Here is a 17,130-nt window from a genome sequence, read left to right as displayed (position 1 = left end):
TTCTTTGTAAATTTGCCTGCGTTTAAAAGCGCATCATGACAACTACAACAAAGTATATTTTCGTAACCGGCGGTGTTACATCTTCATTAGGAAAAGGAATTATTGCTGCATCATTAGCAAAATTACTTCAATCTCAAGGTTACAGAGTAACAATTCAAAAATTAGATCCATATATTAATGTGGACCCCGGTACGTTAAACCCATACGAACATGGTGAGTGCTATGTAACAGACGATGGTGCTGAAACCGATTTAGATTTAGGTCATTACGAGCGTTTTTTAAATACACCTACTAGTCAGGCTAATAATGTAACTACAGGTAGAATTTATCAAAGCGTTATTGAAAAAGAACGTCGTGGTGAATTTCTTGGTAAAACAGTACAAGTTATCCCTCATATTACAGACGAAATTAAAGAACGTATTCAGATTTTAGGAAAGTCTGGCGATTATGATATCGTAATTACTGAAATAGGAGGAACTGTAGGTGATATTGAATCGTTACCATACATTGAGGCTGTTAGACAATTACGTTGGGATTTAGGTGAAGATAACGGACTTGTTATTCATTTAACATTAGTACCTTATTTATCTGCTGCCGGAGAATTAAAAACAAAACCAACACAACATAGTGTAAAAACCTTGATGGAAAGTGGTGTGCAAGCAGATATTTTAGTTTGTAGAACAGAGCATCATTTACCAAAAGATTTACGTAAAAAATTAGCATTGTTTTGTAATGTGCGTGAAGAAGCGGTTATTCAATCTATCGATGCTTCCACAATTTACGATGTGCCAAATTTAATGTTGGAAGAAGGTTTAGATAAAGTCGTTCTTAAAAAACTAAATTTAAACAGTAGTGCTCCAGATTTATCAAGATGGAATGAGTTTTTACAACGTCATAAAAATCCAACTTCAGAAATTACTATTGGTTTAATTGGTAAATATGTAGAATTACAAGATTCTTACAAATCTATTTTAGAAGCTTTTATTCATGCGGGAGCAGAAAACGAAGTAAAAGTAAATGTGGAACCTATACATTCAGAATACATAAATGCAGATAATGCCAAACTAAAACTCTCACATTTAAATGGTGTTTTAGTCGCTCCAGGTTTTGGAGAACGAGGTATTGAAGGAAAAATTGATGCTGTACGTTATGTTAGAGAAAATAATATTCCGTTTTTAGGAATTTGTTTGGGTATGCAAATGGCAGTTATCGAATATTCTAGAAATATTTTAGGTTTAGCAAATGCAAATTCAACAGAAATGGATGCTAAAAGTCCAAATCCAGTAATTAGTATTATGGAAGAACAAAAAGACATTACAGATATGGGCGGAACCATGCGTTTAGGATCTTGGGAATGTTCTTTAAAAGAAGATAGTATTGCTAAAGAAATATATGGTTCTGAAATTATTGAAGAAAGACACAGGCACCGTTACGAATTTAATAGTGATTATAGAGCACAAATTGAAGCAGCAGGAATGATTGCTACTGGTGTAAATCCAAAAACAAATTTAGTAGAGATTGTAGAAGTGCCATCTCACCCTTGGTTTGTAGGTGTACAATATCATCCAGAATATAAAAGTACAGTAGCAAATCCACATCCTTTATTTGTTGCTTTTGTAAAGGCAGCTTTAAAAAATAAGAAAAAATAGTGCCATATTGTCAACAATTAAAATGTGGTCACCTTTTTGAGTAGCTTACTCATATTAAGAAATTATTTGGGACAAACCAAATGGTTTCTATTTATACCTAGAATATAATTAGATGGAAGAAAAGAAATTAGACCTTAATTCGGTCATAGGATTTATCCTAATCTTTGGAATTTTAATGTTTATGCTTTGGCAAAATCAGCCAACGCCAGAAGAGTTAAAAGCTCAAGAAGAAGCAAAACAAGAACAGGTCGAAACAGAAAAGAAAAAAGATGTTAAGCATGAAACTATAGAAACATCTTCAGAAGATTTTTCAGTAGCATCTGCGACAGATTCTTTACAATTAGCCGGACTTAAAAATAAATTAGGTGCTTTTGCTTATTCTTCAACATTACCATCAGCAACACATAGCCAAACCGAAGTTGAAACAGAATTATTCGATTTAAAGTTTAGTAATAAAGGAGGATTTCTTTCAGAAATTAGACTTAAAAAATTCGATAATTATGATTCGCTTCCTGTATACCTTATAAAAGATAAGAATGCGGCTTTTAATATTAGTTTTAGTACAACAGATAGTCGTGTATTAAATACACAAGATTTATATTTTCAACCTACAATATCTAAGAATGGTGAAAACACAGTAGTTTCTATGAAACTTAAAGTGTCTGAATCTAAGTTTTTAGAATACCGTTACGAATTGAAACCAGATAATTACATGATGGATTTTACAATCCGTTCTCAAGGCTTAAGCGATGTAATTAACAGTTCTCAAGGTGTTAATTTAGATTGGAAACAAAAAATGTATCGTGGTGATAAAAGTGTGGAATACGAAAATCGTTACACACGTTTAACTTATCAACATGATGGAGGGAAAATTGATAAATTAAGCCCAACAAGTGATGACGACGACGTAGAAGAAGAGGTAACGTGGTTATCTTACAGACAGCATTTCTTTAGTTCGATATTAGTAACTGAAAAGCCATTTAAAACGGTTGATTTAGTTTCAGAAAATTTATTAGAAAAAGGTGATGATGATGCCGTGTTTACTAAATTATACGCATCTAAGATTCCTTTAGAATTACAAAGTGGAGAAATTAATGCGCCTTTAAAATTCTACTTTGGGCCTACAGATAATACAGTACTTAAACAATACGAGTATAGTTTAGACGATAGTATTCCATTTGGATGGGGTATTTTTGGATGGATTAACCGTTATGTGTTTGTACCTGTATTTGCATTTTTAAGTGGTATTTTACCTTATGGTTTTGCTATTATTGTAATGACTATTTTAGTAAGAATAGTAATGTCTCCAGTGACATACAAATCGTATTTATCTCAGGCTAAGATGAAAATTCTTAAACCAGAAATTAACGAGATTAACGAGAAGTTTAAAGATAACGCCATGAAAAAGCAACAAGCTACAATGGCCTTATATAGTAAAGCAGGAGCGAGTCCTATGGCTGGATGTTTACCTGGATTATTGCAAATTCCGGTGTTCTATGCCTTATTTCAATTCTTCCCTTCGGCTTTCGATTTAAGACACAAAAGTTTCCTTTGGGCAGAAGATTTATCTTCTTACGATACCATTGCAGAATTACCTTTTAAAATTCCATTCTACGGAGATCATATTAGTTTATTCCCAATATTAGCTTCTGTAGCCATTTTCTTTTATATGAAAATGACAACAGGACAACAAGCAGCAGCGCAACCAACACAAGAAGGTATGCCTGATATGGGGAAAATGATGAAATACATGATTTATTTCTCTCCACTTATGATGTTAGTATTCTTTAATAATTATGCGTCAGGTTTGAGTTTGTATTACTTTATTTCTAACTTAATTACAATTGGAATTATGCTCGTGATTAAAAATTTCATTATCGATGAAAATAAAATTCACGCTAAAATTCAAGAGAATAAGAAGAAACCTAAAAAAGAGAATCGTTTTCAGAAGAAAATGAAAGATATGATGGAGCAGGCAGAGCAACAGAAACAATCTAAAAAATAGTAAAAAATAATTCAAAGCTGCCTTAATTGGCAGCTTTTTTGTTACTTGTCATTAGTAAAAAGTTATACATTATATTTATATGAAAAAATTATTGTCCATTTTAATGATGTGCTTTGTAGGAGTCGCTATGGCACAAAACATAAATCAGTTAGATGCTAACGGAAAACGTGATGGTGTTTGGAAGAAAAATTTTGATAATACTAAAGTCTTACGTTATGAAGGTCAGTTCTCTCACGGAAAAGAAATTGGTACATTCAAATTTTATAAAAATATAGGGAATAAACCTGTTTTAACAGCCATAAAAGACTTTAATCCAAATAGCGATATTGCCGCAGTTCAGTTCTTATCCTCTTCAAAGAAAGTGATTAGTAAAGGCCAAATGAAAGGTAAATTATATGTTGGAGAATGGAAATATTTTCATAAAAATTCTGATAAAATAATGACGACCGAAACTTATAATGCTAACGGTAAATTAGAAGGCGAACGTTTAGTGTTTTATAAGAATGGAAAAGTTGCTGAGCGTGCACTTTATAAAAATGGTTTACTTGAAGGAAAATCGACCTGGTATTCTGAAAAAGAGATTGCTATTAAAGAGTTTATGTATGTAAACGATAAATTGCAAGGTATGTCTAAATATTACGACTTAGAAGGGAATTTAGTTGCAGAAGGCGCTTTTAAAAATGATAAGAAAGATGGCATTTGGAACTTCTATAAAGACGGAGAATTAGACGAAACTAAGGATTTTACTAATTATAGTAATAATCCATATAAACAATAATATATTAAAAGATTACAGATTTAGATGCTTTTTAAATCAGTAGTTTTCTTTTCGATGCACATCTTGCATCTTTTAAATTATAAAAAATGAAACGAGTAATTGTTGGACTTTCGGGTGGTGTAGATTCTAGTGTTGCAGCGTATATATTACAGCAACAAGGATATGAAGTGATCGGGCTTTTTATGAAAAATTGGCACGACGACTCTGTTACTATTTCAGACGAATGTCCGTGGTTGGACGATAGTAACGACGCTATGTTGGTTGCAGAAAAATTAGGTATTCCTTTTCAAACTGTCGATTTAAGCGAACAGTATAAAGAACGTATTGTAGATTATATGTTTAAGGAATACGAAAATGGTCGTACACCAAATCCAGATGTGCTTTGTAATCGCGAAATTAAGTTTGATGTGTTTATGAAAATTGCATTAGATTTAGGTGCAGATTATGTTGCAACAGGGCATTATTGTAGAAAAGGAATTATTAATGAAGGTGGAGAAGAAACCTACCAACTTTTGGCAGGAGCAGATGGAAATAAAGATCAATCGTATTTTTTATGCCAATTGTCTCAAGAACAATTATCTAAGGCGTTATTTCCTATTGGTGAATTAATTAAACCAGAAGTGCGTAAAATTGCAGCCGAATTAGATTTAGTAACTGCAGAGAAGAAAGATTCTCAAGGGTTATGTTTTATAGGAAAAGTCCGTTTACCAGAATTTCTTCAACAACAATTAAAACCAAAAGAAGGTGTTATCGTAGAGGTTGATAAGGATAGTGACTTATATAAAAATACGCAGACAACATTTACAACAAAATTAGAAGAACTAGAATATTTAACTACAAAAAAAGTGTATGCCGTTACCGACGGAAAAATTGTGGGTAAACATCAAGGTGCACATTATTTTACAAAAGGCCAACGTAAAGGTTTAGGTGTAGGTGGTACAATAGAACCCTTATTTGTTATCGATACAGACGTTAATGAAAATGTGATTTATACTGGACAAGGGCATTCGCATCCAGGGTTATTTAAATCGGCTCTTTTTGTAACAGACGAAGAAGAACATTGGATTCGTGAAGATTTACAATTAGAACGCGGCCAAACTATGGAAGTGATGGCACGAATTCGTTACAGACAACCATTACAAAAAGCAATGTTGTATAAAGTTGACAGCGGGTTATATGTAGAATTTGAAGCGCCACAATCTGCAATTACTGAAGGACAATTTGTAGCTTGGTACTTAGAAGATGAATTAGTAGGATCAGGAGTTATTTCTTAACTTGTGTACAGTAAACAATAATATATGGCTTCAAAATTACTGTTTTTACTTTTTATTTGTTTTCAGCTACAAGTTTTTGGGCAACAAGATGCTTGGGTTTATTTTTCTGATAAAGAAAATATAGAGACTTCAATTGCAAATCCTACAACAATTTTAAGTGAGAAAGCAATTGATAGAAAACAACGCTATGGTATCAAAATTGATGCTAGAGATGTGCCTGTTAACGAAACTTATATTACAGCGTTAAAAGGACAAGATGATATTTTGGTGTTAGCTAAATCGAAATGGTTTAATGCCGTTCATGTTCGTGGTAGTGAAGCATCCATAACAGCATTACTTGATTTTTCATTTGTGTCTGAAATTATTTTTGCAGATAAAACACTTTCAACTACGAGTAAAAGTGAAAGACAAGGTGTGTTTTCCGAAGCCGCTTCAATATCAGAATTTGTGTATGGAAATACATTGAATCAAGTCGAAATGATTCAAGTTAACCCCTTACATAATAACGATTATACAGGATCCGGAATTACAATCGCGGTTTTAGACGGAGGCTTTCCTAATGTAAATACAATTGGTGCGTTTCAAAATTTAAGGGATAATAATAACCTTCTTGGTAGCTACGATTTTGTGTCAAGAGAAAGTGATGTGTATGCAGATACTCAAGACGAGCACGGTACATGGGTATTAAGTACTATGGCAGGCTATATTGAAAACGAATTTGTTGGTACAGCTCCAGATGCATCCTATTATTTATTTATAACTGAAGATGGTGCTGCTGAAAATCCAGTAGAGGAAAGTTTATGGGTAGAAGCTGCAGAACGAGCAGATAGTTTGGGGGTAGATATTATTAATACGTCTTTAGGCTATAAAAATTTCGACAATCCGAATTACGATTATACAGATGCCGATTTAGATGGGCTAACGGCCTATATAACTAGAGGAGCAACTATAGCATCCGAAAAAGGAATTTTAGTTGTTAGTTCTGCAGGAAATTCTGGAGAATCAGGAGTTGGTGCTCCAGCAGATTCCGAAGCTGTATTTTCTATAGGAGCTGTAAATGCTTCCGGAGTTTATGCTTATTTTAGTTCGCAAGGATCAGAAATTCAACCGGCAATAAAGCCAGATGTTTCAGCCCAAGGTTTAGGTAGTGTAGTGGTAGGTAAAACAAATACGATTCAAACTTTAAATGGCACATCATTTAGTTCTCCTATTATGGCGGGCGGTTTAGCGTGTTTATGGCAAGCGTTACCTAATTTAACGAATACAGAACTTAAGCAATTGGTTAGAGAATCTTCGTCTCAATATACTACACCAGATTATTTATTAGGTTATGGAATACCTAATTTTGCTACAGCATTAGAAAACGGTACATTAGGAATAGAAGATTTTACACAAGAGCTTGAACTGGTTATGTATCCTAATCCAACAACGAATAATGTGTATTTTAAATTAGATGCTTCGCTTACAGAAATTAATGTTGCTGTATTTAATGTATTAGGTAAAAAGATTTTAGAACGTACTTTAAAAAATCAAGAAGCATTAGATGTGTCTAGTTTTTCTGAAGGGATATATATATTACAGATTTCAGCATTTGATAAGATAACTACAAAAAAACTTATAAAAATTAATGCAAAATAGTATCACTAAATTATTCGGTATTACATATCCAATTATTCAAGCCGGAATGATTTGGAATTCAGGATGGCGTTTAGCTTCAGCAGCAAGTAATTCTGGAATTCTAGGATTAATTGGTGCAGGTTCTATGTACCCAGAAGTGTTGCGTGAGCATATTCAGAAATGTAAAAAAGCGACAGACAAACCATTTGGTGTAAATGTTCCGATGTTATATCCAAACATCGAAGCGCTCATGGATATTATTGTTGAAGAAGATGTGAAAATTGTGTTTACTGCAGCAGGAAATCCGAAAACGTGGACATCTTGGTTAAAAGCACGCGGTATTATTGTGGTTCACGTAGTAAGTAGTGTGAAATTTGCTTTAAAAGCACAAGCGGCTGGTGTAGATGCTGTTGTGGCAGAAGGATTTGAAGCCGGAGGACACAACGGGCGTGACGAAACAACATCGTTTACTTTAATACCAATGGTGAAGGAACACATAAAAATTCCATTAATAGCAGCTGGAGGCATCGCATCAGGAAAAGGCATGTTGGCGGCTATGGTTCTGGGGGCAGACGGTGTACAGATAGGTAGCCGTTTTGTGGCTAGTGAAGAATCATCGGCACATATACGTTTTAAGAATACTGTAATTAATACTAAAGAAGGTGATACGCAACTTACTTTGAAAGAATTAGCTCCAGTACGTTTAATAAAAAATAAGTTTTATAATGAGGTTTGTAATCTATATCAGAAAGGAACATCTGCAGACGAACTCAAAGCTTTTCTTGGTAAAGGCCGTTCTAAACGCGGTATGTTTGAAGGCGATCTAGAAGATGGCGAATTAGAGATTGGTCAGGTTGCAGGATTAATTCATAATATTCAGCCTGTTTCAGAAATTGTTTCAGAAATTATTACAGAATTCGAACAAGCAAAGAGAAATATTTCGTCTTTATAAAATTTTAATAAAAGGTAGTTATTAGGCTATTTTAAATCCTACCTTTGCGCAACAAAAATTAAAGCGTGCTTTTATCTCGATATACAAAAGAATTTAAATACAATTGGCAACTGGCAGCCCCAGTAATGCTAGGAATGCTTGGACATACATTTGTTAGTTTTGTCGATAATATTATGGTCGGACAATTGGGTACTGCAGAACTTGCGGCGGTGTCTTTGGGGAATAGTTTTATGTTTATAGCCATGTCTGTTGGAATTGGTTTCTCTACAGCAATTACACCATTAGTTGCAGAAGCAGATACAGCTCACGATTTTGAATCTGGTAAATCTGCTTTTAAGCACGGACTGTTTTTATGTACAGTTCTAGGGGTTTTACTATTCTTATTACTCTATTTTGCCAAACCATTAATGTATTTAATGAAACAACCTGTAGAGGTTGTAGAGCTAGCTATACCATATTTAGATCTGGTAGCGTTCTCCTTAATTCCGTTGATTGTTTTTCAGGGGTTTAAACAGTTTAGTGATGGAATGTCTATGACTAAATATCCTATGTATGCTACAATTATAGCGAATGTTGTAAATGTAGTTTTAAACTATATGTTTATTTTTGGAAAACTAGGAGCTCCAGCTTATGGTATTGTAGGAGCCGCTTATGGTACTTTAGCATCTCGTTTTATTATGGTCGCCTTTATTTGGTGGGTATTAAAAGGAAACAAAAAATCTAGAGAATACGTTATTAATATAAAGTTCTTCGTTTTAGAGAAATTAATGATAAAGCGTATTTTTAATCTCGGAGCACCAAGTGCTATGCAAATGCTTTTTGAAGTAGCCATATTTACATCGGCAGTGTGGTTAAGTGGTTTGCTTGGTAAAAACCCACAAGCAGCTAATCAAATTGCTTTAAATTTGTCTTCCATGACATTTATGGTCGCAACAGGGTTAAGTGTAGCGAGTATGGTACGTGTTGGTAATCAAAAAGGATTAAGAAATTTTCATGAATTAAGACGTATAGCATTTTCATTATTTTTAATGGGAACATTATTTGCCATATGTTTTGCTTTAATGTTTTTTGCGTTACGTACTCAATTACCAAAGATTTATGTAGATTTAAAAGATGTAGCAAACTTTGCAGATAATTCTGAAGTGGTGCATATTGCATCAAATTTATTACTTGCAGCAGCCGTTTTTCAAATTAGCGATAGCATACAAGTTGTTGTTTTAGGTGCATTACGCGGACTTCAAGACGTTAAAGTACCAACAATAATAACCTTTATTGCGTATTGGATTATTGGTTTTCCTATAAGTTATTATTTCGGAAAAGCAGATCAATTAGGAAGCTTCGGAATTTGGTTAGGACTGTTAGCAGGATTAACATCGGCAGCAATTTTACTATATATTAGATTCAATTATCTAACAAAACAATTAATCTTAGAAAAATAATTTTAAAGATATGGAACTTCCAAAATTTATATTAGGAGACAATACAGATCATCCCAATGCCATTTTTGTTATTCATACAGAATTTCCTCGATTTATAATCAATTTAGAAGATGATGAGGTAGAATGGTTAGAAGATTTCGATCAAGAAGATCAACGTGAAATAGAAATGGAAACTGAAGGTTTAATACAAAAAGCTACCGATTTTTATGACAGAGAAGTAGCTCGTTACGAAGAGTAAAGCTTATGTTCGATCAACTTGTAAACGCAGATAAAGACTTATTTTTATATTTAAATAACTTAGGTTCCGAAACGTGGGATCCGCTTTGGTTAGCCATTACACACGAGTTTACTTTTGCACCGCTGTACGGGTTGTTATTGTATTTAATTTATAGAAAAAGAGGTTTGCAATCGCTTGTTGTTTCTGTTATTGTAATTGTTTTAATGATAACCTTTACAGATCAAATAACCAATTTAGTGAAGCATACTGTACAACGCTTTAGACCTTGTAGAACTGAAGGCGTAATGGAGCATATGCGATATATTGCAGCACGTTGTGGGCGCTACGGATTCTTTTCCGGACATTCTTCAAACTCTATGGCAGCCGCAATATTTGGAGGCCTGTTACTTAAGCCATTTTATAAAAAAGCAATTTATCTTTTAATTGTTTGGAGCTTAATTGTTGCTTATAGTCGTGTGTATGTTGGTGTGCATTATCCGTTAGATTTATTATGCGGACTTACTTTTGGAGCAATTTCAGGATTCGGGTTTTACAAGTTGTATTTGTATATTGCAAAACGTAGAGGTTTACCTATTTTTTAGTTAGAATATAATAGGTGTTTACAAGTCTAGAATTGTGTTTTTTTGAAGCATCATTTGCCATATTAATGTCGTATGTTCTCACAAAATCTATTGTGTAAATTGCACTTATCGATTGCTTTTCTGAAGCTGTTAATTCATTAGAAAGTAAACCGAAACTGTTTTCTTTAGGAAACTCAAGGCGATTGTCTTCGGTATTTATACTTGGAAGAATTTCACCGTATAACCAAAGCATTTCTGGCGATACAGCATTTAGCCCATATACATTAAGTCCTTGTTTTTTAGCTTCCGATTTTAAACTAGAAATATCGTAATAATGTGCAGGAACCATTGCTTTATATAACGGTAATGCAACAATAAATATAGACGCGAAGAATATAACGGTTAGATAAAAGACCGGTTTTATTGCTTTTTTCTTTAAGTTGATAAAAATTAAAGTTCCTATACTAAACAGCACAACTGAAGCGATAATATATTGAAACCAAAAGCCATCTAATTTATCTTTTAACCCTAAATAGGCTAGAATAGGGAATAAAACACCAATACTCGCTATTAATCCGAAGTTAAAATATACAGGAATTGTTTCTTTTTTATGTTGTAAAGTTTTAAAACGCTGAATAAGGTAATCGATATAAAAACCAGTATTTATAGCTAACGGAATTAAAACAGGCATAAGATATCTCGATTTTTTCTCTGGAATTATAGATAATAATATCACAGCAAAAATGGTCCAATACAAACTAAATTTATAAGCTTTTAGGTTACGAACCCTAGTTTTTAAATACGGAAAAAGTAACCCTATAAATGCAGGAATAGTCCAAATTCCACTTTGTGTAAAGAAGCTCCAATAATAGTAAAACGGACGAATATTATAACTTCCCCAATTGCTTGTTTCCTTTTGTGTAATATGTGTAAACGTTTCAGGATCTACCAAACGTACGTAAATAAACCACCAGCCACCAATAACAAGCATCAATATTAAAACACTAACTATAGAGAAGGTTTTAGGTCTGAATTTTTTAAACTTATACGTAAAGGCATAAGCGAATATAAACGGCAAGAAAAGTGCGTATAGAGATACAGGGCCTTTACTTAAAAATGAAAAGCCTAAACATATTCCAGCGATTAACGTATGTTTCCAATACGTATTCTCTTTCTGAAACAGTTGAAATAAATGATATATAGCAATCATCATGAATCCATGAGCATAAATATCCCAAGGCGCTTCAATAGTAATTCCTACAGTATAAAAAGCTGTAATTACAATACACGCATTAACTAAACCATGTGCCGTATTCTGTAAAAGTGATACAGATAAACGATAGGTGAAAACGCCTATTACCATAATCATAAATACGGTTGGAAGTCTTAAAGCATAGACTTTTAATCCGAATATTAAGGCAGATATCGCAGATAACCATGTTGGTAAAGGTGGTTTTTCATAGCGTGCTTCACCGTTCATGGTAGTTAATAACCAATGATTATCGGTTATCATTTCTCGAGCTGTAATAAAGTTTCTCGCTTCCATAATGGTTACTTGCATGACATGTAAATTAGGAAGAAGCATCACTGCTACCAAAAGACAAATGGTTATAACGGGATGTTTTTCGAGAACTTTAATCATGATATTTTTTTATTAAAACAAGATTTCGACTATAAATTACGGCACCTAAAATATGTCCAGTAAATAAAACGGGATCTCTACGTAATACTGCGTAAATTAAAATAAGTATAGATCCTGCTAAGCTTAAGGCCCAAAAACCAAAAGGTAACGTAGATTCTTTCTTTTTTTCAGAATAAATCCATTGGTAAACAAAACGTAAGGTAAATACAATTTGCGATACAATGCCTAAAACTAATAACCAGATAGGAATATCTTCGTTTTTGAATAATAACGTCATATCTATTTTGTTATTATTATAGTAGTATATCACGATAAGTATTGGAACAAAAAGTAAAAACCAACGCATGGGTTTAGGAAATTTTTGCCATTGATTTTGTAGCTGAAGATTCCTTATATATATAAAATACGTTAAACTCTGACCTAGCATTATAGCAAAGTCTTGGCGTAGATAGCCATAAATAAAAAGTAAGAAGGAAGCAATTAAGCTTAACGTCCAAAATAGGGTAGGAGTAATGACTTTACGTTTTTTTTCAGACGTTATCCATTGTACAACTAATCGGGACGAGAATAAGATTTGTGCAATAAATCCTATAGTATATATAATCCAATCACTCATTAACTACGGGTCTCAATTTCGTAGTTAATATACTTCTTTTTCATCCACATATAAGCAAAACAATCTACTAGAGGTCCTAATAATCTATTCCATAATCCAAATTTAGCAACTCCTGCAATTCTAGGAAAATGTTGAACTGGTACTTGAATAATTTTACCATGCTGAAGTAAAATCATAGCAGGTAAAAAACGATGTAAGCCTTTAAACATTGGAATGCGTTTAGCATAATCGGTTTTTATAACCTTTAAAGGGCAACCGGTATCGTCCATGCCATCGTGAGTAAAACTTCTACGAATCCCATTTGCAATTTTAGACGACATATTTTTTACAAAAGAATCTTTTCTGTTAGAACGTACACCTGTTACCAAGTCGTATGTTCCTATATGTTGAAGTAAGATATTAAAATCTGAAGGTGCAGTTTGTAAATCGGAATCGATATAACCAACCAAAGGTGTATTTGTGTAATCAAATCCCGCTTTTATAGCGGCACTTAGTCCTCGATTTTGCTTAAAACTAATGAATTCAAATTCTTCGTTTCGTTTGCAGATTGTTTCTATTAGTTCCTGACTTTTATCTTTAGATCCGTCATTTACGAGAAGGATTTTTGTGCTTTTAGATGCTGTTTTAGCGTATGCTAGTAACTCTTCTTCGACACGTAATAAATTGTCTTCTTCATTATAAACAGGAACTATAATGGTGAATTGATAACTCATAGATAAAAACTTGAAAGTACAAATGTATTCTTTTTTATAGAAAAGAAATTTTTAGCATTTAAAAATGTTAAATAAACAGTGAAATAGATCTGTTTATTTTAAAGGGACAGCAACTTTTACATCGTCCCATGCCATGGTTAAGGCTAAATTGTCGGTAGAATTATCAAAAGAAATGGTGAATTCTTCAACCGAATTGTTTAATTTCTCGACAGGAACTTCTAAATCTATGACATCAAAAGAGGGATCGCGCATGGCTTGCATAGTTTCATCTACACCCCATTTATATTGTTTTTTATTAAACATAACATGCCAAATAGAATCGTTAGGAATAGTCCAAAGCGTATATTTTCCTGGAGGTAAAGAATCTGTTCCTATTTTTAAAGCTTTGTTTGTCTTAAAAGTAGTGGCTTCGTTGGCACCTGTTCTCCAAACTTCATTAAATGGTACTAACCCTCCAAAAATTAAACGGTCACGTTTTGACGGTCTGTTATAGAACACCTCTAATTTTAAATCGTTTAGTTTATACTCTACGGTATCTTTCGGACTTAAAACTTTATTAAAAGCTCCTTTTTCAAAATATGCATACAGAAAAACTCCTATGGCTACAAACAATAAGAGTATCATTACCCATTTTAAAAATCTATTCATAAAACAATTGTTATTTAAGTGGGTAAATATACTTTAAAAGATAGTCAACTTAAAAATGTGAGGTTTAATTAATTCAAATTTAACAAGCCTTAGAAAAAATTATATTACTTTTTTGCAACACTTCAAAAAAAGCGTCGTCTTTAAGATGTACACTAACCAATAAAACCATAAGTGAGTTTGTTTTCTATTGATATCATAGAACAATGTAAGCGACATAACCAAAAGGCTCAATTGCAGTTATACAACCAGTATTGCCAAGGTATGTATAGTGTGGCGAAACGGTTTATTTCGAATACAGCAGAGGCCGAAGATCTGGTGCAAGATGCATTTATAAAGGCCTTTAGTAAACTCCATCAATTTAAAGGAGATGTCACTTTTGGAGCTTGGTTAAAACGTATTGTTGTGAATACCTGTATAGATTCACTTAAATCTAAAAAACAGCAGTTAGATGTTTTAGAAGAAGTGCACTTGAAAGTAGTCGATACAAATCCTCATGATAATTGGACGGTCGATGATGGTGTGACTTTAAATGATATAAAACGCGTTATAGAAACCTTGCCAGAAAAGTATAAGTATGTGGTGATGTTGTTTTTAATTGAAGGCTATGACCATCAAGAAATTTCTGAAATTTTAAACATTTCTGAAGTTGCCTCACGTACACAATTATCGCGAGGAAAACAAAAATTACAAGAACTTTTAAAAACTAAGAATTATGGCACAAGATATTAGAGATTTATTTGAAGCCGATAAAGCGCATCAAAAAGACGACCGGTTGTCTGAAGGACATGAAGCACGCTTTTTAGAAAAGTTAAAGGCTAGTTTACCTCAAGATCCGCCTAAATCTAAATTTAATTGGATGGCTGTCGCCGCGAGTTTAGTGATTTTATTTGCGTTGAGCTTTGGAGGATATACGTTTTTTAATGCTGATAAAATAACAAAAACACAACAGCAAGTTGTAGAAACCGAAGTGACGCCAGTTGTAAAAACAAAAACCTTGGGAGATTTGTCTCCCGACTTAAAGAAAGTTGAAGATTATTATTTAGCGAGTATTCATACCGAATTATCTAAAGTAGAATTAACACCAGAAAACAAGGAACTGATAGATGGTTACATTCAGCGTTTAGAAGAATTAACCAACGAATACAAAAAGTTGTCTATAGAATTAACCGAATCTGGCCCGAGCGAATTAACCGTAAATGCCTTAATCGATAATTTAAAATTGCGTTTAAACTTGTTATACCGTTTACGCGATCAATTAAAAGAATTCAGTACCGATGCTATTGCTGATGAGGCGATAGAACAATCCATTTAAAAAATCAATCAAAAAAATGAAACAGTTAATTATAAAATCAATCACAAGTTTAGTGCTAGTCGTGTTTGTGTCTAATCTAACACAAGCACAACAAAAGCTATCTAAGGCATCGCAATCTTTAAAAGTGAATAAAGAGGTGACTATTAATTTAGAATCGAATTACACCATAGTAAAAATCGATACGTGGAATAAAGATGTGATTGAAGTTGAGGCTTTTGTAGAAAGCGATCATTTAAGTCAGTCTGATTTACAAAACGCGTTAAAAGATTGGCATGTAGATGTAAGTGGATCTAGCGATTTTGTAAATATTTCGAGTAAAGGCATGCAAAACGGATGGGATGCAGATTACGATTTCGATATGAATTCAATATCCGCGTTACAGCATTTAGAGTTTGAACTGGCCGAAGTGCCACCCATGCCACCGTTACCGGACATGAAGCATTTTGCGAATATGCCACAGATGCCCAATATGCCAGAGCCACCAACAATGCCAGAATTACCAGAATTACCAGAAGGCATGAGTCAAGTACATTTTGATTATGAAGCGTATAAAGCAGAAGGTGATAAGTATTTAGATACGTGGAGTAAAACGTACCAGAAAAAATATGGAAAAGAATATGAAGATAAAATGAAGGCTTGGGCGAAAAAAATCAGTGCATCGGGTTTTGAAGATTATGAGAAAAAAATGGAAGCCTGGGGAGAGACGTTTGGCGAATCTTATGGCAAGCAAATGGAAGCTTGGGGCAAACAATTTGAAAATGGCTTTGGAAAGGATTTTGAGAACCAAATGGAAGCTTGGGGAGAATCGTTTGGCAAATCGTTTGAAAAGCAAATGGAAGCCCAAGAGCATGCCGAAGCGAGCCGTATGAAAGCAGAAGAAGCGATGCATAGTGCAGAGCAGGGTAGAAGCATGAGAGATAGCAATCCTAATATTAGAAAAACAATTATTATCCACATGCCTAAAAAGGCAAATTTAAAAGTGAATGTAAAATATGGCGAATTACAATTTGTGTCGCTTATAGAAAATTTAAAGGCCGAAATGTCGCATACCAAATTAACAGCAAACACCATCGATGGGAGTAACACCTCCATCGCGGTGTCTTATGCGCCCGTGTCTATTACCAATTGGAATCAGGGGCAGTTGATGTTGAAATATGTAGAACAGGCTAATATTGAAGCTGTAAATCAGTTGGTGTTAAATTCAAATTCATCTAATATACAGTTGGGGCAACTGTCTGGAAACACCATAATTAATGGAAGTTTTGGCGATCTTAAGATTTCAAAAATAGCAGATACGTTTCAGAACCTAAATATTGTTTTAGAAAATAGCGATGCCCTAATTAGTTTGCCAAAAACAGACTATAGCTTACAATATAATGGCAAGCAATCTCGATTTAAACATCCAAAGAAAACGAGCAGTGAAAACGTGTCTACATTTTCTACGGGGAATTTAAGTAGCAATAAAACGATTATCGTGAATGCTAAATTTAGTAAGGTATCAATGGAGTAAATATAATTCTATATAGTTAAAATACGTCTAATTAAACATAGGACTTTGTGTGCCGATATCCTGAATAGTAATGGATTATCGTTTATATTTGTTTTGATATAACACGTTGTGCGTAAGTTAACAGACCAACGAAAACCTTGCTTCCATTTTAGTTTATTAGTACTAATAGCGAAATAA

Annotated in this window: 16 protein-coding genes; 12 read left to right on the top strand and 4 right to left on the bottom strand. The window is 33.5% G+C overall.

Features of this window, described 5'->3' with window-relative positions; all coding sequences use genetic code 11:
- Nucleotides 1-35: 35 nt before the first annotated feature.
- The 9 genes from Q1B05_RS16755 to Q1B05_RS16715 all read left to right on the top strand — a co-directional run bounded on the left by Q1B05_RS16755 (nucleotide 36) and on the right by Q1B05_RS16715 (nucleotide 10,533).
- Nucleotides 36-1,649, top strand: coding sequence for a CTP synthase (locus Q1B05_RS16755; RefSeq protein ID WP_299782257.1), 1,614 nt, complete (start codon nucleotides 36-38; stop codon nucleotides 1,647-1,649).
- A 112-nt stretch (nucleotides 1,650-1,761) separates the two neighbouring features.
- Entirely contained in the window at nucleotides 1,762-3,654 is a 1,893-nt protein-coding gene (gene yidC, locus Q1B05_RS16750) for a membrane protein insertase YidC (RefSeq protein WP_299782255.1), read from the top strand.
- A gap of 79 nt (nucleotides 3,655-3,733) precedes the next feature.
- Nucleotides 3,734-4,432, top strand: a complete 699-nt coding sequence (locus tag Q1B05_RS16745; protein ID WP_299782253.1) for a toxin-antitoxin system YwqK family antitoxin — start codon at nucleotides 3,734-3,736, stop codon at nucleotides 4,430-4,432.
- An 86-nt stretch (nucleotides 4,433-4,518) separates the two neighbouring features.
- Entirely contained in the window at nucleotides 4,519-5,706 is a 1,188-nt protein-coding gene (gene mnmA / locus Q1B05_RS16740; RefSeq protein WP_299782251.1) for a tRNA 2-thiouridine(34) synthase MnmA, read from the top strand.
- Nucleotides 5,707-5,730: 24 nt separating this feature from the next.
- Nucleotides 5,731-7,344, top strand: a complete 1,614-nt coding sequence (locus Q1B05_RS16735) for a S8 family serine peptidase (protein WP_299782249.1) — start codon at nucleotides 5,731-5,733, stop codon at nucleotides 7,342-7,344.
- Nucleotides 7,334-8,275, top strand: a complete 942-nt coding sequence (locus Q1B05_RS16730) for a nitronate monooxygenase (protein ID WP_299782247.1) — start codon at nucleotides 7,334-7,336, stop codon at nucleotides 8,273-8,275. The genes Q1B05_RS16735 and Q1B05_RS16730 overlap by 11 nt, the downstream gene beginning before the upstream one ends.
- 65 nt (nucleotides 8,276-8,340) lie before the next feature.
- Nucleotides 8,341-9,714 carry an MATE family efflux transporter gene (locus Q1B05_RS16725; RefSeq protein WP_299782245.1) on the top strand — a complete coding sequence of 458 codons (1,374 nt, stop codon included), beginning with the start codon at nucleotides 8,341-8,343 and terminating at the stop codon, nucleotides 9,712-9,714.
- Nucleotides 9,715-9,724: 10 nt separating this feature from the next.
- Nucleotides 9,725-9,952, top strand: a complete 228-nt coding sequence (locus Q1B05_RS16720) for a hypothetical protein (RefSeq protein ID WP_299782243.1) — start codon at nucleotides 9,725-9,727, stop codon at nucleotides 9,950-9,952.
- Nucleotides 9,953-9,957: 5 nt separating this feature from the next.
- Nucleotides 9,958-10,533: a phosphatase PAP2 family protein gene (locus tag Q1B05_RS16715; RefSeq protein ID WP_299782241.1), complete on the top strand. Its 576-nt coding sequence runs from the start codon at nucleotides 9,958-9,960 to the stop codon at nucleotides 10,531-10,533.
- Here Q1B05_RS16715 and Q1B05_RS16710 read toward each other — a convergent pair.
- The 4 genes from Q1B05_RS16710 to Q1B05_RS16695 all read right to left on the bottom strand — a co-directional run bounded on the left by Q1B05_RS16710 (nucleotide 10,523) and on the right by Q1B05_RS16695 (nucleotide 14,131).
- Nucleotides 10,523-12,154: a glycosyltransferase family 39 protein gene (locus Q1B05_RS16710; protein ID WP_299782239.1), complete on the bottom strand. Its 1,632-nt coding sequence runs from the start codon at nucleotides 12,152-12,154 to the stop codon at nucleotides 10,523-10,525. The genes Q1B05_RS16715 and Q1B05_RS16710 overlap by 11 nt on opposite strands.
- The gene (locus Q1B05_RS16705; protein WP_299782237.1) at nucleotides 12,147-12,770 is read right to left on the bottom strand and encodes a lipid-A-disaccharide synthase N-terminal domain-containing protein; all 624 of its coding nucleotides are present in this window, start codon (nucleotides 12,768-12,770) and stop codon (nucleotides 12,147-12,149) included. The genes Q1B05_RS16710 and Q1B05_RS16705 overlap by 8 nt, the downstream gene beginning before the upstream one ends.
- Nucleotides 12,770-13,483 (bottom strand): glycosyltransferase family 2 protein, encoded by a 714-nt coding sequence (locus Q1B05_RS16700; protein WP_299782235.1) that lies wholly within the window; start codon nucleotides 13,481-13,483, stop codon nucleotides 12,770-12,772. The genes Q1B05_RS16705 and Q1B05_RS16700 overlap by 1 nt, the downstream gene beginning before the upstream one ends.
- A 93-nt stretch (nucleotides 13,484-13,576) precedes the next feature.
- Nucleotides 13,577-14,131 carry a DUF2911 domain-containing protein gene (locus tag Q1B05_RS16695; protein WP_299782233.1) on the bottom strand — a complete coding sequence of 185 codons (555 nt, stop codon included), beginning with the start codon at nucleotides 14,129-14,131 and terminating at the stop codon, nucleotides 13,577-13,579.
- A 177-nt stretch (nucleotides 14,132-14,308) separates the two neighbouring features.
- Between Q1B05_RS16695 and Q1B05_RS16690 the strand changes: the two genes are divergently transcribed.
- The 3 genes from Q1B05_RS16690 to Q1B05_RS16680 are packed head-to-tail and all read left to right on the top strand — an operon-like array spanning nucleotide 14,309 to nucleotide 16,953.
- A complete protein-coding gene (locus Q1B05_RS16690; protein WP_299782231.1) occupies nucleotides 14,309-14,860 on the top strand; it encodes an RNA polymerase sigma factor in 552 nt (183 codons plus the stop codon).
- Nucleotides 14,844-15,443, top strand: a complete 600-nt coding sequence (locus Q1B05_RS16685) for a hypothetical protein (RefSeq protein ID WP_299782229.1) — start codon at nucleotides 14,844-14,846, stop codon at nucleotides 15,441-15,443. Before Q1B05_RS16690 ends, Q1B05_RS16685 begins: the two co-directional genes overlap by 17 nt.
- A 16-nt stretch (nucleotides 15,444-15,459) precedes the next feature.
- Nucleotides 15,460-16,953, top strand: coding sequence for a hypothetical protein (locus tag Q1B05_RS16680; protein WP_299782228.1), 1,494 nt, complete (start codon nucleotides 15,460-15,462; stop codon nucleotides 16,951-16,953).
- The last annotated feature ends 177 nt before the right edge of the window (nucleotides 16,954-17,130 follow it).

Source organism: uncultured Formosa sp. (genome assembly GCF_947500765.1).
Classification (GTDB): Bacteria; Bacteroidota; Bacteroidia; order Flavobacteriales; family Flavobacteriaceae; genus Formosa.
Note: the sequence above shows the minus strand (reverse complement) of the source record. Positions and strands in the feature narration are given on the sequence as shown.

Excerpts from the sequence above, each read along its gene's own strand:
- Q1B05_RS16745 (WP_299782253.1), top strand. The coding sequence starts at position 3,734 with ATGAAAAAATTATTGTCCATTTTAATGATGTGCTTTGTAGGAGTCGCT.
- Q1B05_RS16700 (WP_299782235.1), bottom strand. The coding sequence starts at position 13,483 with ATGAGTTATCAATTCACCATTATAGTTCCTGTTTATAATGAAGAAGAC.
- Q1B05_RS16715 (WP_299782241.1), top strand. The coding sequence starts at position 9,958 with ATGTTCGATCAACTTGTAAACGCAGATAAAGACTTATTTTTATATTTA.
- Q1B05_RS16755 (WP_299782257.1), top strand. The coding sequence starts at position 36 with ATGACAACTACAACAAAGTATATTTTCGTAACCGGCGGTGTTACATCT.
- yidC (WP_299782255.1), top strand. The coding sequence starts at position 1,762 with ATGGAAGAAAAGAAATTAGACCTTAATTCGGTCATAGGATTTATCCTA.
- Q1B05_RS16730 (WP_299782247.1), top strand. The coding sequence starts at position 7,334 with ATGCAAAATAGTATCACTAAATTATTCGGTATTACATATCCAATTATT.
- Q1B05_RS16685 (WP_299782229.1), top strand. The coding sequence starts at position 14,844 with ATGGCACAAGATATTAGAGATTTATTTGAAGCCGATAAAGCGCATCAA.
- Q1B05_RS16695 (WP_299782233.1), bottom strand. The coding sequence starts at position 14,131 with ATGAATAGATTTTTAAAATGGGTAATGATACTCTTATTGTTTGTAGCC.
- Q1B05_RS16710 (WP_299782239.1), bottom strand. The coding sequence starts at position 12,154 with ATGATTAAAGTTCTCGAAAAACATCCCGTTATAACCATTTGTCTTTTG.
- Q1B05_RS16680 (WP_299782228.1), top strand. The coding sequence starts at position 15,460 with ATGAAACAGTTAATTATAAAATCAATCACAAGTTTAGTGCTAGTCGTG.
- mnmA (WP_299782251.1), top strand. The coding sequence starts at position 4,519 with ATGAAACGAGTAATTGTTGGACTTTCGGGTGGTGTAGATTCTAGTGTT.
- Q1B05_RS16705 (WP_299782237.1), bottom strand. The coding sequence starts at position 12,770 with ATGAGTGATTGGATTATATATACTATAGGATTTATTGCACAAATCTTA.
- Q1B05_RS16735 (WP_299782249.1), top strand. The coding sequence starts at position 5,731 with ATGGCTTCAAAATTACTGTTTTTACTTTTTATTTGTTTTCAGCTACAA.
- Q1B05_RS16720 (WP_299782243.1), top strand. The coding sequence starts at position 9,725 with ATGGAACTTCCAAAATTTATATTAGGAGACAATACAGATCATCCCAAT.